The following is a 14,411-nucleotide window of genomic DNA, read 5'->3' as shown; positions in this document are numbered from 1 at the left end:
CACCCGGCCGCTGCCTTGACCCGGCGGGCCTCAGAGACTGCCGCTGCTGCGCAACTTCTCCAGGCGCAGTGCCAACTGTTGCCGCATCTCGGACAGGCGTTGCTGTTGCGTTTTCATCGACTCCATGTCAGGCGACGCGTCGAGCGCCGCCTGCAGTGCCGCGATCTCGCGCATCAGCTCCACCTCGGGTGGCGCGTAGCCGGCGTCCTTCAGGATCTTCATCGGCATCTTCAGCGCGTCGGGCGTCTCGGCGTAGCCGTCGCCGAAGTGCAGCGGACGGCCGTAGCTGGGCGCGGCGCGCAGCTCGCCGCTGGCCTCGCTGTCGCGCAGCGACTGGCCGATGTGGTCTTCCAGCAGCTGCAGCCGGTGTTCGCGCTTCTGTTCCTCGGGACTCATGCCGACACCTCCTGTGCACTGCCCAGGCGCTGCAGCCAGTGCCGGGTCAGCGGCGTCAGCGGCTTGGCCATCAGGCGTTCGTTCAGCAGCGCGCGGCCCACGGCACGCCGGCTGCTGCCCGAGGACGCGACCGCCGCCGCCAGCAGCGTCAGGTCGATGAGGTCGCGCTGGGCGTGGCTGCCGCCGAAGCCGCGGGCCAGCGTGCGCACCGGGTACAGCAGGTCGACCGCCGCATCGGCGTCGCCGCGCTCCAGCGCCAGCAGCCCGCGCATCAGCGGCAGACCGACCTCGCGGGCCACGGCGTGGTTGCTGCGCCGCACGTCGCAGGCGTCGAGCGCGCGCTGCGCGCAGCGGGCCAGCCAGGCTTCGGCCGCCGCGCCCTGGCCGGCGGCCAGCAGCGCCAGCACGCGGTGCACGTCGTTGAAGGCGTAGTAGCCGGCCTCGGCGTCGCCGGCCGGCCAGCCCGCCGCCAGCGCCGCGGCGTGGCCGCTGACGTCGTGGCCCAGCAGGTGCAGCCGCCACAGCATGGCGGCGGCGTCCACGCGCTGCAGCGTGATCTGCACGGCGTCGCCGCTCAGGTGGTTGTCGATCAGGCGCAGCACGCCGGCCACGTCCAGCGCCTCCAGCCGGAACAGCGCCTTGTGCCACCACAGGTGGCCGGCGAAGCCGTTGCCGTCGGCCCAGGCCGGCTGGTGCTGACGCAGCCAGGCCGAGCCTTCCTCGAAGCGGCCCTGCATCTCCATCACGTGCGCCACCGCGTGCACGGCCCAGGGCACGCGCGGGTCGGCCTGCAGCGCCTGGCGCCCGGCGTCCTCGGCCTGCGGGTACAGGTTGCACTCCTCCAGCCCGAAGGCGTACAGACCCAGCACGAACGGCCGCAGCGGGTCGCCCGCGCTCCATTCGGGCAGCGCGCGCGCGGGGCGCAGCCGCAGGCCGTTGGCGTCGCCGCGGTAGAAGTCCCACAGCTGCGCCCACTGCAGCGCGAGCGCATCGCGCGGGTGCTCGACCAGGTGCGCGTCCCAGCGCTGGCAGGCCGTCTGCCAGCGGCCTTCCAGCAGCGCCTGCACGGCATCCAAGTGGGTCTGCTCGCCCGCCGGTGCGCCGTCGATCAGCGTGCGCGCGGTCACCAGGTGGGTGGCGGCCTCGTCGCACAGCGCGGGTTCGGTCAGGCTCAGCAGGAAGCCGGCGCGCATGACGTGCGGCAGCGCCCAGCCGGGGTCGGCGGCCGTGGCGGCGTCGAGGTCGGCGAGCGGCGTGTCGTAGAACGACATCATGCGCCACAGCGCGGTCTCGACGGCGTCACGTGCCACCGACGAGCCGCTGCCCGAAGGGTTGCCGCGCGCGTCGTGGGACACCATGGCGCGAAATGTAGCGCCTCGGCGTTTCAGATCGCGGGCCAGGCGCGCGGTGGATCGCGCAAGCGCTCCCACGCGCGGGCCAGGCGCAGCACGCCCAGGTCGTCGTGGCGCCGGCCGATGATCTGCAAGCCGATCGGCAGCCCGCTTGCGGTGTGCCCGCAGTCGATCGACAGCGCCGGCTGTTCGCTCATGTTGCAAGGCAGCGTGAAGCCGATGTGCTCCATCGCGCGCAGCGGGTCGTTGGTGGGCATCGCCCAGTCGGCAGGGAAGGCCGGCACCGGACTCACTGGCGAGAGCACGAAGTCGAACGGCTGGCAGGCGGTGACGGCCGCGTCGCGCAGCGCCGCCATCTGGCTGTAGCCGTGGAACAGCTGGGCCGTGCTGAAGCCCGCGGCCGCGGCGACCCAGTCGCGGATGAACGGCAGCACCAGCGTCTGGCGCTCGGCCGGCAGCGCACTGATGTCCAGCCACGAGCGCACGCGCCAGAAGAGGTTGATGCCGTCGGCCATGGCGCGCGTGGTGAAGGGCGCGAGCGGCTCGACGACGGCGCCGGCGGCTTCGAAGCGGCGGGCGGCGGCTTGCACGGCGGCACGGGTCTCCGGCGTGACGGGCAGGCCCCAGCCGGCGTCGAGCAGCAGGCCGATGCGCAGGCCGCGCAGGTCGACGTCGAGCGCCGTCCAGTCGATGTCGGCGGGCGGCAGGCTGGTCGCGTCGCGCCAGTCGGGGCGGCTCAGCGTGGCCATCGCCAGCGCCGCGTCGGCCACCGTGCGCGTCATCGGGCCGGCACAGCGGCCGGCGTACGGCGGCTGGATCGGCACGCGGCCGTTGCTGGGCTTGAAGCCGACGATGCCGCACCAGCCCGCGGGCAGGCGGATCGAGCCGCCGATGTCGGTGCCCAGGTGCAGCGGCCCGTAGCCCGCGGCCGCCGCCGCCGCAGCGCCGGCGCTGCTGCCGCCGGGGTTCTTCGACAGGTCCCAGGGGTTGCGCGTGAGCACGCCGCGCGCGCCGTGGAAGCTGGACAGGCCCGACGACAGCATGCCGTAGTCGGGCATCGTGGTCTTGGCGATGAAGACCGCGCCGGCCTCGCGCAGACGCGCCGCAGGCGGCGCGTCGTCGGCGGCCGGCACCAGCGTGGTGGCGGCCGTGCCCAGCGGCAGCGGCACGCCGCGCGTGGCGATGTTCTCCTTCAGCGTCACCGGCACGCCGTCGAGCGCCGACAGCGGCTGGCCCGCGGCAAAGCGGGCTTCCGACGCACGCGCCATCGCCAGCGCGCCGTCGGGGTCGAAGGCCCAGGTGGCCTGCAGCGCCGGTTCGCAGCGCTCGACGTGCGCGATGACCGCACGCGCCACCTCCAGCGGCGACAGCGCGCCGCGCCGGTACAGCGGCCCCAGTTCGGCCGCGCCCAGCGCGTGCAGCGCGGCGCTCAAATCTTGATGTCCGGCGGCGCCCAGCTCACCGCCGCCAGGTCGTTGGCGAAGATCGGCGAGCTGTTCCACAGCCCGCGCAGGCCGCGCTTGAACACCGCCACCTGCGCCGGGTTCCACAGGAACACGTTCACTGCGTCCTCGGCCAGCTGGCGCTGGATGTCGCGCCACAGCCGGCCGCGCTCGCGCGGCTCGCTGGTGGATGCCAGCGTCGCCACCAGGCCGCGGAACTTGGCGCTGTCGTAGCCGTAGTAGTACTTCGGGTCGGCGTAGGCGGTGGCGTAGTCCAGCGGCTCGACGTGGTTGATGATGGTCATGTCGAAGTTGCCCTTGAACGGGCCGGCCAGCCACTGCGCCCACTCGACGTTCTCGATCTTCGCGTTCACGCCCACCTTGGCCAGCATCGCCGCGACGATCTCGCCGCCCTTGCGCGCGTAGGGCGGCGGCGGCAGCGTCAGCGTCACGTTCAGCGGCGTCGTGACGCCGGCATCGCGCAGCAGGGCCTTGGCCTTCTCGGGGTCGTAGGGGTACAGGCCGGTGAGGTCCTGGTAGCCCAGGTCGGTGGGCGCGAAGTGGCTGCCGATGGGGCGGCCAAGGCCTTCCTGCGCGCCGTCGATGAAGGCCTTGCGGTCGATGGCGTGCGTGAGCGCGCGCCGCACGCGCACGTCGCTGAACGGCGCCTTGCGGTTGTTCAGCGCCAGGATGCCCTTGCCCGCGGTGCTGCCCACCTGCACGGTGAAGCGGCGGTCGCCCTGGAACTGCTTGAGCGCCGAGAAGGCGCCGAAGCGCGGCATGCCGTCGATGTCGCCGGCCAGCAGCGCGGCCACCTGCGCGGCGGGGTCGTTGATGAAGCGGAAGGTGACCTTCTCCAGCCGCACCTTGGCCGCGTCGCGGAAGTTCGGGCTCTTCACCAGGCTGATGCTGCTGCCCTTGGCCCAGGTGTCCAGGCGGTAGGCGCCGGTGCCCACCGGCCTGGTGGCGGCGGTGGCCGCGGTGTTCGGGTGCAGGATGACCGCGGTGTTCTCGCCCAGGCGGAACGGCAGCGTCGCGTCGGCGTTGTTCAGCGTCAGGATCACCGTGTGCGGGTCGGTCACGGTGACGCTGGCGATGTTGTCGAACACCGCCTTCTTGGCCTTGTTGGTGCTGCCCTCGGCCTTGGCGCGGTCGAAGCTGAACTTCACCGTGCTGGCGTCGAACGCGGCACCGTCGCTGAAGGTGACGCCCTTCTTCAGGATGAACGTGTAGCTCTTGCCGTCGGGTGCCACGAGCCAGCGCTCGGACAGCAGCGGCGTCACCGCGCCATCCATCGCGATCTTGGTCAGGCCCTCGAAGATGTTGTAGTGCACGATCTCGCCGATGGCCGCCGCCGGCGCCGTGGTCGGGTCCAGGCCCGGCGGCTCCAGGATCATGCCCAGCACCAGCGTCTTCTTGTTGGCCTGCGCGTAGGCCGAGGGCAGCGCGGCGGCCAGCGGTGCGCCGAGCAGCAGGGCGTTGAGGGTGCGGCGGTCCAGGCTCATCTACAGGCTCCTCGGGTGGGGTGACGGCACATTCTGCGGCATGCCCGGCCCCCCGGGCACGGCGGCGAGCAGGCGGCGGGTGTAGGGGTGCTCGGGCGCCGTGAACAGGCGCTCGGGCGGGCCCTGCTCGACGATGCGGCCCTGCCACAGCACGATGACCTCGTCGCAGACCAGGTCCACCACCGCGAGGTCGTGGCTGATGAACAGGTAGGTGACGCCGTAACGGTCCTGCAGGTCCTGCATCAGGTTCAGCACCTGCGCCTGCACGCTGACATCGAGCGCGCTCACCGGCTCGTCGGCGACGATGAGCTGTGGCCGCGTGATCAGCGCCCGCGCGATCGCGATGCGCTGGCGCTGACCACCGCTGAATTCGTGCGGGTACTTCGCCATGTCGCTGGCACGCAGGCCCACCGCGTCCAGCGCCTCGCCGACGCGTTCGCGCTGCTCGGCGCGGCTGGCGCCGAACAGCACGGCCAGCGGCTCGGCCACCGTCTGGCCGACGCTGCGCCGCGGATCGAGCGAACCGTAGGGGTCCTGGAACACCATCTGCAGCTTGCTGCGCGCCTGGCGCAGCTGCTCGCGCGGGAGTGCATGCAGGTCCAGGCCGTCGAGCACGACACGGCCGCTGCTCGGCGGCTCCAGCGCCATCACCAGCCGCGCCAGCGTGCTCTTGCCCGAGCCCGATTCACCGACGATGCCCAGGCTCCTGCCGGCCTGCAGCGTGAAGCTGACGTCGTCGAGCGCCTGCACCTCGGGCGCGGCGGCGAACAGGTGCTCGCGCGGCAGGCGGTAGCGCTTGCCGAGCTGCTCGACCTGCAGCAGCGGCGCGCTCATCCGTGCACCCGCAGGCACCGTGCGTCGTGCCCCGGCGCCAGCGCCACCAGCGGGGGATCGGTTGCGCGGCAGGCGTCGATCACGCGCTCGCAGCGGTCGGCGAACGGACAGCCGCGCGGCATGTCGGCCAGCTCGGGCACACGCCCCGGAATCGTGGCCAGCCGCGTGCCGCGCGCCAGGCCCAGCCGCGGCCGGGCGGCGAACAGGCCGCGCGTGTAGGGGTGCGCCAGGCGCTGGAACACGGCCGCGGTGGGCCCGCTCTCGACCACGGTGCCGCCGTACATCACGAGCAGCCGCTGCACCGTCTGCGCCATCACGCCCAGGTCGTGGCTGATCAGCAACAGCCCCATGCCGTCTTCGGCCACCAGCTCGGCGATCAGGTCCAGCACCTCGCGCTGGATCGTCACGTCCAGTGCCGTCGTCGGCTCGTCGGCCACCAGCAGGTCGGGCCCGCAGGCGAGCGCGATGGCGATCACGACACGCTGGCGCTGCCCGCCCGAGAGCTGGTGCGGGTAGGCGTCGAGCCGCTCGCGCGCCTGCGGCAGCTGCACCCGTTCCAGCAGCCGCAGCGCCTCGGCACGGGCCGCGGCAGCGCCCAGTCCCTTGTGCAGGCGCAGCGACTCGCCGATCTGGCGGCCCACCGTGTGCAGCGGGTTCAGCGCGGTCATCGGCTCCTGGAACACCATGCCGATGCGGTCGCCGCGCAGGCGGCACAGCGCGGGCTCGTCCAGCGTCGTCAACTCCTGGCCATGGAGCCGGATCGAGCCCGAGACCACCGCGCCGTCGGGCAGCAGGCCCATCAGCGCCAGCGCGGTGATGGACTTGCCGCAGCCCGACTCGCCGATGAGCCCCACGGTGTCGCCGCGGCGCAGCGACAAGGACACGCCGCGCAGCGCATCGGCAGGGCCGCGTGCGGTCTGCAGCGTGACCCGCAGGTCGGTGACGGTGAGCAGGTCGGGCGTGCCGGGTGAGGAGTTGGTCACGCGGCAACGATAACGGACACCGGCACGGCCCCATGAAAAAGCGCCCCGGCACGCAGCGCGCGCCGGGGCGTCAAGGAGGTGCGATCACCTCTTGTTCAACAGGAGACGAAACTGGGAGACCGGTGCGTCAGAAGCTGTGGCGCACGCCGACTTCGAAACCTTGCGAGGTCTCGGCGATGGCCGGCATCGTGAAGCCGCTGATGCTGCCCACGGTGTAGTTGGCGGTGCCCTTGTTGTCCATCAGCGCGTAGGTCGAGTAGACGGCGGTGCGCTTGCTCAGGTTGTGCACCACGCCCAGCGCGTAGTGGTCGGCCTCGCGTGCGGCCAGCGTTCCCGCGCCCTCGGCCTTGTTGTACGAGGCCCGCACCACGGTGGCGCCGAACGGCACGCTGGCGCCGATGTTGTAATGGCGGTCCTTGGCGTCCTGGTACTTGGCTTCCTGGAAGCTGCCCGAGACCTTCACGACACCGAAGTCGTACGAGGCGCCGAACACGGCCAGTTCCACGTCGTCGGTGGTCACCTCGGTCTGGCTGTAGGCGCCGCTGACGTCGAGGCCGGCGATGCGGTAGCCGACGCGGCCGCCGGTGTACTTCTTGCCCGCCACGCCTTCACCTGCGGCCACGCTCAGCTGGCCGTACACGCCGCCCAGCGTGGACGGCAGGAAGTACGAGACCATGTTGTCCGAGCGCACCCGGGTGTCGACGCCGCCCAGGGCCGCGTAGCTCAGGCTGGTGTCGCCGATGCCGTTGGTGCCGAAGACGTCGTAGTCGGCCAGCGTGTTCCAGGTCGGCGTCAGGTCGCGGCCCAGGCGCACTTCACCCAGCGCGGCGCTGGAGAGGCTGACGGTGGCGCGGCGGTGCCAGAAGCGGCTGCTGTTGGGCGTGCCGGTGTCGGCGTTGATGGCCGACTCGAGCCAGAAGCCGGCGCGCAGGCCGCCCCCCAGGTCTTCGGTGCCGCGGAAGCCCAGGCGGCTGGACTGCATGCCGTCGGTGGACAGCTGGGTCTGCTTGGTGCCGGCGTTGTCGATGTGGCGCACACCGACGTCGACGACGCCGAACAGCGTGACTTGCGACTGCGCCGAAGCGGCACCGGCAGCACCCAGCACGGCCAGGGCGATCAAGGACTTCTTCATGGAGGAACCTCGTGTTCAGTGGAGCCGCGCCAGGGGCGGCACGGCGACATGACGCAAGGTTAGGGAGGTCGGGCCGATCAACAAACAGTCGATGCGGCAACGCAGCATTCGTGAATCCTGAACAATGAATTCACGAAGCGGCAACCTGCTGCTGACCACGTTGCACGGGCACCTGGACCATGCCCAGGCCCAGATCCAGCAGGGACTGGCGCAGGGCCGCTTCCAGCGGCGTCGCGGGCAGCGGGCCGACCGCCCGCTCCAGCGCGCTGCCGTCCAGCGCGTGCGGCACGTGCCACAGGTAGCGCATGCGTGCCAGTTCACGCCACAGCGGGTGCACCAGGCCCACCACGCGCACCAGCGCCCACGGCATGCCGCCGTGGCGCCAGCCGCCGGCCGGGCGCCAGCCCAGCGACGCAGCGGCAGCCTCCACGGCAGCGAGGAACGCGCGTCCGGTGCAGGCGTGGCCGGCGTGGTGCCAGCGCTGGAAGCCGCGCACGCGCGGCGCAGCGGCCACGGCCACGAAGGCCTGCGCCAGGTCGGGCAGGTAGGTCCAGGCGTGCACCAGGTCCAGCGGCCCCGGGTAGACGAGCCTGCCGCGCGCGAGGTCCTTCACCACCGCCTGGTCCAGCCACGAGCCGCTGCCGGCGCCGAAGAAGTCGCCGGCGCGGACCAGCACGCTGTCCAGTCCCTGCGCGGCCAGGCGCTGCAGCGTCGCTTCCATCGCGATGCGCTGTTCGCCCTTGCGCGTGCCGGGCCGCTGCGGCGTGTCTTCGCGCAGCACCGGCGGCATGTGGCCGGCGCCGTAGTTGTAGACGCTGCCGGGCAGCATGAAGCGCGCGTCCAGCGCCTGCGCCACCGCCAGGCCGTGGTGGAACAGCGGCATCAGCTCGGTCTCCCAGCGGTGGTACGGCGGGTTCACGGCGTGGACCACGGTGCTGGCGCCGGCGGCACGCGCGGCCAGCGCGGCGGTGTCGTGCAGCGGCGTGTCCAGCCACTCGGCGCCGGCGGGCAGCGGCCGGTCCGGCGCGCGGCGCTGCTGCGCCAGCACGCGCCAGCCGGCGGCGGCAAAGGCAGCGACGGCGGCACTGCCGAAACGGCCGGCGGCGCCGAGGATCAGGACGGTATTGCGATGGGTCATGGGGATCTCCTGGGATCGAGCGGGTTGCGGTGCCCGCATGGTCGGTGGCCCCCAGACATTCGACAATTGCCGACGTCCGCATGCGAGCTATACAGTTCTGCATGGCCAACGATGGTTTCGACTGGACCCTGGTGCGCAGCTTCGTCGCCGTGCTCGACGCCGGCAGCCTGATGGGTGCCGCGCGGCAGCTGGGCGCGCAGCAGCCGACGCTGAGCCGCCACATCGCCGAACTCGAACTGCAGCTGGGCACGCCCTTGTTCGAGCGCACCGGCCGCGGCGTCGTGCCCACCGCTGCGGCGCTGGCCATCGCCGACGCCGCGCGCCAGATGGAAGACGGCGCCGGCGCGCTGGCACGTGCGCTGGCCGGACAGCGCGAGGCCACCACCGGCACCGTGCGCATCACCACCAGCCAGGTGGCGGCGGTGTGGCTGCTGCCACCGGTGCTGGCGGCGCTGCAGCAGGCCGAGCCCGGCATCCAGATCGAACTCGTGGCCAGCAACGGCCTGAGCAACCTGCTGCGCCGCGAAGCCGATATCGCGGTGCGCATGGTGCGGCCGGCGCAAGGCTCGCTGGTGGCGAAGAAGCTCGGCGACATCCCCATCGTGGCCGCCGCCCACGACAGCTACCTGGCGCGCGCCGGCGCACCGCGCCAGCCCGACGACCTGCTGCAGCACCGCCTGATCGGCTTCGAGCGCGACCCGTCGCTGCTGCGCGGGTTCGCGGCGCTGGGCCTGCCGGTCACGCGCGCGCACTTCGCGCTGCGCACCGACGACCAGGTCGCCTACGGGCAGCTGGTGGCCGCCGGCGCGGGCATCGGCTTCGTCGCGGCCTACAACGTGCCGCAGTGGCCTGGCGTGCGCACGCTGCTGCCGACGCTGAAGGTGCCGCCGCTGCCGTGTTGGCTGGCGGTGCACCGCGAGATCCGCGGCAGCCGCGTCGTGCGCCGCGTCTACGACTTCCTGGCGGCGGCGCTGCCGGCGGCGCTGGCCGGCTGAGCGCGTTCAGGCCCGCGCCAGCAGGTCCATGTAGGCGCCTGCGACCCGCGGTGCGGCGCCCAGCCCCAGCGCCTGCATCAGCGCCTCGGCGATGGCCACGCCCTCGGCGTCGCTCTGCCCGTCCTGCAGCACGACCTCGAGCTCCATGAAGTCGCCCAGCCCCTCGACGCGGTCGATGTGGATGCGCGTGGCGCCCGCCAGCAGCAGCCAGCGCTGCTTGCGCACGCGCCCGAGCAGGCCGCAGCCGCGCTCCAGCGCCTCGCGCAGCGCCGCCGGGTCGGGCACCGGCACACGCACGTAGTCAGAGGCCCTGGCCTCGCTGCCGTCGGGGCGGTGGTAGTGGATGAGCTCGCCGCTGCCGTCGTCGAACACGCGCAGCTTCAGCCGGCCGTGCCGCACGGCGAAGAAGGTGTCGTCCTGCTCGATCAGCACCGGCTGCGTGTCGGCAACGGCACGCGCCTGCGGCAGCAGATGCTCGACGCTGGGGATGCGGGCCTTGATCTCGATGTTGCGTGGCATGCAGTCTCCTGGGCGCGCCCCTCAGCGCCGCCGCGCCAGCTTCGGGTCCATCAGGTCGCGCAGCCCGTCGCCCAGCAGGTTCAGGCCGAGCACGCTCAGCACGATGGCCACGCCGGGGTACACGGCCAGCATCGGCGCCTGGAACATCTGCGTCTGCGCCTCGTTGAGCATGCGGCCCCAGCTCGGCTGCGGCGGCTGTGTGCCCAGGCCGAGGTAGCTCAGCGCCGCCTCGGCCAGGATGGCGGTGGCGAAGCTGATCGTGGCCTGCACGATCAGCTGGCTGGCGATGTTGGGCAGCACGTGGTCGATCGTGATGCGCACCGCGCCCTTGCCCGAGGTGCGCGCGGCCAGCACGTATTCGCGCGACCACACGGCGTTGGCGGCGCCGCGCGTGATGCGCGCGAACACCGGGATGTTGAAGATGCCGATGGCGACGATGCTCATCACGAGCCCGGGGCCGTAGATCGCCGTCAGCATGATGGCCGACAGCAGCGCCGGGAACGCGAACGTGAAGTCGGCCGCGCGCATCACCAGCTCTTCGACCCAGCCGCGCCGCGCCGACGCCAGGCAGCCGAGCAGCACGCCCAGCCCGAGGCCGATGCCGACCGCGATGACGCCCACGACGATGCTGTTCTGCGCCCCCACCAGCAGCTGGCTGGCGATGTCGCGGCCCAGGCTGTCGGTGCCCAGCCAGTGCGCGGCCGAGGGCGCGGCCAGCTTGTTCGGGATGTCGATGTCGGCCGGCGGGTACGGCGACCACACCAGCGACAGCGCCGCCGCGCCCACCATCAGCGCGGTCAGCAGCGCGCCCAGCACGAAGCTGGGGTGCCGCGCGGCGCGCCGCCAGAAGCCGTTCATGGCCGGACCCCGTGTGCCGTGCTCATGCGTGGCGCAGCCGCGGATCGATCAGCGCATACAGCACGTCGACGATGAAGTTGACGATGACCACCACCGCCGCCAGCAGCATCACCACGTCGCGCACCACCACCAGGTCGCGGTTGCTGATGGCCTGGAAGATCAGGCGCCCCACGCCAGGCAGCACGAACACGTTCTCGACGACGATGGTGCCGGTGATGAGGTTGGCGAACTGCAGGCCCATCACCGTCAGCACCGGGATCATCGCGTTGCGCAGCACGTGGCGCCACAGTGCCTGCCGCCGCGACAGGCCCTTGGCGCGCGCGGTGCGCACGAAGTCCTCGCGCATCACCTCCAGCACCGCCGAACGCGTCACGCGCGCCAGGATGGCTGCCTGCACCAGCGCCAGCGCCACGGCCGGCAGCACCAGCGCCTTCAGGCCCTCCCAGAGGCCGCCGCCGTCGTCCTCGGTCCAGCCCGGGAAGCCGCCGGCGCTGACCCACTGCAGCTGCACCGCGAACAGCAGGATCAGCAGGATCGCGAACCAGAAGTTCGGGATGGCGATGCCGATCTGGCTGGCGGCCATCACGCCCACGTCGCCCAGCTTGTTGTGGCGCGCGGCCGCGTACACGCCCAGGCCCAGCGCCAGCACCGTGGTCAGCGCCATCGCCAGCAGCGCCAGCGGCAGCGTCACGCGCAGGCGCTCGGCGATCAGCTCGGCGGTGGGGGTGTCGTAGCTGATGCTGTTGGCGGTCTCGCCGCGCGCCAGGCCGCCCATCCAGTCGGCGTAGCGCGCCAGCGGCGGGCGGTCCAGGCCCAGCTTGGCGTTCAGTGCGGCCAGCGATTCGGGGGTCGCGGTGTCGCCCAGGATGACCTCGGCGGCGTTGCCGGGCAGCAGTTCGAGCACGGCAAACACCACCACCGACGCGACGAGCAGGGTGAGGACGAAGGTGGCAAAGCGGCGCAGCAGGAAGACCGACATCGCGTTCTATGATGCCTCAATGAACGCCCTGCCCTTCCCCACCCACGAGGTCTTCATCGCCGGTGTGTGGCGCGCCTGCGCCAGCGGCGAGACGCTGCCGCTGCTGAACCCGTCGGACGGCACGCTGCTCGCGCCCATCGCACGCGGCGGTGCCGCCGACATCGATGCCGCAGTGGCGGCGGCGCAGGCGGCGCTGGACGCCGACTGGGGCCGGCTGACCGCCGCCGAACGCGGCCGCCTGCTGCTGAAGATGAGCGCGCTGGTGCTGGAGCAGGCCGACCAGCTGGCGCAGCTGGAGGCGCTGGACGTGGGCAAGCCGCTGAAGCAGGGCCGCGCCGATGCGGTGGCGCTGGCGCGCTACCTCGAGTTCTACGGCGGCGCGGCCGACAAGGTGCACGGCGAGACGATCCCGTTCGCCAACGGCTACACCGCGTTCACGCTGCGCGAGCCGCACGGCGTGACGGGCCACATCGTGCCCTGGAACTACCCGATGCAGATCATCGGCCGCAGCGTCGGCGCCGCGCTGGCGATGGGCAACGCCTGCGTGCTCAAGCCGGCCGAGGAAGCCTGTCTCACCGCGCTGGCCTTCGCGCGCATCGCGCAGCAGGCCGGGCTGCCGGCCGGCGCGCTGAACGTCGTGCCCGGCCTGGGCGAGGAGGCCGGCGCGGCGCTGTCGGCGCACCCCGGCGTGCGCCACGTCTCGTTCACCGGCTCGGTGGCGGTGGGCGCGCTGATCCAGGCCGCCGCGGCGAAGAATGCCGTGCCGGTGACGCTGGAGCTCGGCGGCAAGAGCCCGCAGATCGTGTTCGCCGATGCCGACCTCGACGCCGCGCTGCCCTTCCTGGTGAACGCCGGCATCCAGAACGCCGGCCAGACCTGCTCCGCGGCCAGCCGCATCCTGGTCGAGCGCGCGGTGTTCGACACCGTGGTCGCGCGCATGGCCGAGCGCTACCGCGCGCTGCGCGTGGGGCCGGCCACCGCCGACCTCGACATCGGCCCGGTGATCTCGGCGCGCCAGCGCGACGTGGTGCAGGGCTACATCGACCTGGTGCAGGCCAGCGGCCTGCAGGTGGCCGCGCAGGCCACGCTGGCCGACGTGCCGGCCGGCGGCTTCTACGTGCGCCCCACGCTCGTGGCCGGCGTACCCGGCGGCCACCGCATCGCGCAGGAAGAGATCTTCGGCCCGGTGCAGGCGGTGATCCCGTTCGACGGCGAGGCCGAGGCCGTGGCCATCGCCAACGGCACCGCGTTCGGGCTGGTGGCCGGTGTCTGGACACGCGACGGCAGCCGCGCGCTGCGCATGGCGAGGAAGCTGCACTGCGGCCAGGTCTTCGTCAACAACTACGGCGCCGGTGGCGGCATCGAGCTGCCGTTCGGCGGCGTCAAGCACTCGGGCCACGGCCGCGAGAAGGGCTTCGAGGCGCTGTACGGCTTCTCGTCGCTGAAGACGGTGGCGATCAAGCACGACTGACCGCCCGCGCGCACAGGAGACACACCGCATGAGACTGCAGAACAAGGTCGCCATCGTCACCGGCGGCGCGTCGGGTTTCGGCGCCGGCATCTGCGCCAAGTTCGTCGCCGAAGGTGCCCAGGTGCTGATCGCCGACCGCGATATCGACAAGGCGCTGGACACCGCCGCGGCGCTGGGCGCGCGCGCCCGCGCGCTGCGTGTCGACGTGAGCAGCGCCACCGACGTGCGGCTGATGATGGAGACGGCCGAGCTGCATTTCGGCCGCATCGACATCCTCGTCAACAACGCCGGCGTCACGCACCTGCCGCAGCCGCTGGAGCAGGTGTCGGAAGAGGACTTCGACCGCATCGTCGCGGTCAACATGAAGGCGATCTACTACGCGATGCGCGAGGTCGTGCCGCGCATGAAGGGCAACAGCCCCGGCACCGGCGGCGTGCGCGGCGTGGTGCTGAACATCGCCAGCACCGCCGGCGTCAGCCCGCGGCCGCGCCTGGGCTGGTACAACGCGAGCAAGGGCTGGGTCATCACCGCCACGCGTGCGAACGCAGTGGAGCTGGCGCCGCAGGGCATCCGCGTCGTGGCGCTGAACCCGGTGGCCGGCGAGACGCCGCTGCTGAAGAGCTTCATGGGCGAGGACACGCCCGAGATGCGCGCGAAGTTCCTGTCGACGATCCCGATCGGGCGTTTCTCGACGCCCGAGGATCTGGGCAACGCCGCGTGTTTTCTGTGCAGCGACGAAGCCTCGATGATCACCGGCGTGTGCATGGAAGTGGACGGCGGGCGCTGCATCTGACACCCTGCCGCGCG

General features: G+C 72.3%; 14 protein-coding genes. 3 read left to right on the top strand and 11 right to left on the bottom strand.

Going from position 1 to position 14,411, the window contains the following annotated elements; all coding sequences use genetic code 11:
• Nucleotides 1-30: 30 nt before the first annotated feature.
• From ACPOLB_RS16525 to ACPOLB_RS16490, 8 genes are all read right to left on the bottom strand, one after another.
• Complete coding sequence (locus tag ACPOLB_RS16525; RefSeq protein ID WP_425257109.1) at nt 31-396, bottom strand: DUF1992 domain-containing protein; 366 nt, start codon at nt 394-396, stop codon at nt 31-33.
• Complete coding sequence (locus ACPOLB_RS16520) at nt 393-1,754, bottom strand: tetratricopeptide repeat protein (protein ID WP_425257108.1); 1,362 nt, start codon at nt 1,752-1,754, stop codon at nt 393-395. Before ACPOLB_RS16520 ends, ACPOLB_RS16525 begins: the two co-directional genes overlap by 4 nt.
• Nucleotides 1,755-1,780: 26 nt before the next feature.
• Nucleotides 1,781-3,181, bottom strand: coding sequence for an amidase (locus ACPOLB_RS16515; protein ID WP_425257107.1), 1,401 nt, complete (start codon nt 3,179-3,181; stop codon nt 1,781-1,783).
• A complete protein-coding gene (locus tag ACPOLB_RS16510) occupies nt 3,178-4,695 on the bottom strand; it encodes an ABC transporter substrate-binding protein (protein WP_425257106.1) in 1,518 nt (505 codons plus the stop codon). The genes ACPOLB_RS16515 and ACPOLB_RS16510 overlap by 4 nt, the downstream gene beginning before the upstream one ends.
• Nucleotides 4,696-5,529, bottom strand: coding sequence for an ATP-binding cassette domain-containing protein (locus ACPOLB_RS16505; protein WP_425257105.1), 834 nt, complete (start codon nt 5,527-5,529; stop codon nt 4,696-4,698).
• Nucleotides 5,526-6,512: an ABC transporter ATP-binding protein gene (locus ACPOLB_RS16500; protein ID WP_425257104.1), complete on the bottom strand. Its 987-nt coding sequence runs from the start codon at nt 6,510-6,512 to the stop codon at nt 5,526-5,528. The genes ACPOLB_RS16505 and ACPOLB_RS16500 overlap by 4 nt, the downstream gene beginning before the upstream one ends.
• Nucleotides 6,513-6,639: 127 nt before the next feature.
• On the bottom strand, nt 6,640-7,644 hold the full coding sequence (locus ACPOLB_RS16495) for a porin (RefSeq protein WP_425257103.1): 1,005 nt from the start codon (nt 7,642-7,644) through the stop codon (nt 6,640-6,642).
• A 130-nt stretch (nt 7,645-7,774) separates the two neighbouring features.
• Nucleotides 7,775-8,782 (bottom strand): NAD-dependent epimerase/dehydratase family protein, encoded by a 1,008-nt coding sequence (locus tag ACPOLB_RS16490; protein ID WP_425257102.1) that lies wholly within the window; start codon nt 8,780-8,782, stop codon nt 7,775-7,777.
• A 101-nt stretch (nt 8,783-8,883) separates the two neighbouring features.
• Here ACPOLB_RS16490 and ACPOLB_RS16485 point away from each other — a divergent pair, with 101 nt between their 5' ends.
• On the top strand, nt 8,884-9,777 hold the full coding sequence (locus ACPOLB_RS16485; protein ID WP_425257101.1) for a LysR family transcriptional regulator: 894 nt from the start codon (nt 8,884-8,886) through the stop codon (nt 9,775-9,777).
• A gap of 6 nt (nt 9,778-9,783) precedes the next feature.
• On the opposite strand, the gene ACPOLB_RS16480 is transcribed toward ACPOLB_RS16485, so the two are convergent.
• Genes ACPOLB_RS16480 through ACPOLB_RS16470 form a run of 3 tightly spaced genes read right to left on the bottom strand, consistent with a single transcriptional unit; the run spans nt 9,784 to nt 12,133 of the window.
• Entirely contained in the window at nt 9,784-10,296 is a 513-nt protein-coding gene (locus tag ACPOLB_RS16480) for a class IV adenylate cyclase (RefSeq protein WP_425257100.1), read from the bottom strand.
• A gap of 21 nt (nt 10,297-10,317) precedes the next feature.
• Nucleotides 10,318-11,154, bottom strand: coding sequence for an ABC transporter permease (locus ACPOLB_RS16475; protein WP_425257099.1), 837 nt, complete (start codon nt 11,152-11,154; stop codon nt 10,318-10,320).
• Nucleotides 11,155-11,176: 22 nt separating this feature from the next.
• Complete coding sequence (locus tag ACPOLB_RS16470; protein WP_425257098.1) at nt 11,177-12,133, bottom strand: ABC transporter permease; 957 nt, start codon at nt 12,131-12,133, stop codon at nt 11,177-11,179.
• Nucleotides 12,134-12,152: 19 nt separating this feature from the next.
• On the opposite strand from ACPOLB_RS16470, the gene ACPOLB_RS16465 reads away from it, so the two are divergent.
• Nucleotides 12,153-13,604, top strand: a complete 1,452-nt coding sequence (locus tag ACPOLB_RS16465) for an aldehyde dehydrogenase family protein (RefSeq protein ID WP_425257097.1) — start codon at nt 12,153-12,155, stop codon at nt 13,602-13,604.
• 28 nt (nt 13,605-13,632) lie between these two features.
• Nucleotides 13,633-14,397: a glucose 1-dehydrogenase gene (locus ACPOLB_RS16460; RefSeq protein ID WP_425257096.1), complete on the top strand. Its 765-nt coding sequence runs from the start codon at nt 13,633-13,635 to the stop codon at nt 14,395-14,397.
• The last annotated feature ends 14 nt before the right edge of the window (nt 14,398-14,411 follow it).

It is taken from the genome of Rubrivivax soli, assembly GCF_049810355.1.
GTDB lineage: Bacteria > Pseudomonadota > Gammaproteobacteria > Burkholderiales > Burkholderiaceae_C > Rubrivivax.
The sequence above is the reverse complement of the archived record's forward strand: the minus strand, read 5'-3'. Positions and strand labels throughout refer to the sequence as shown.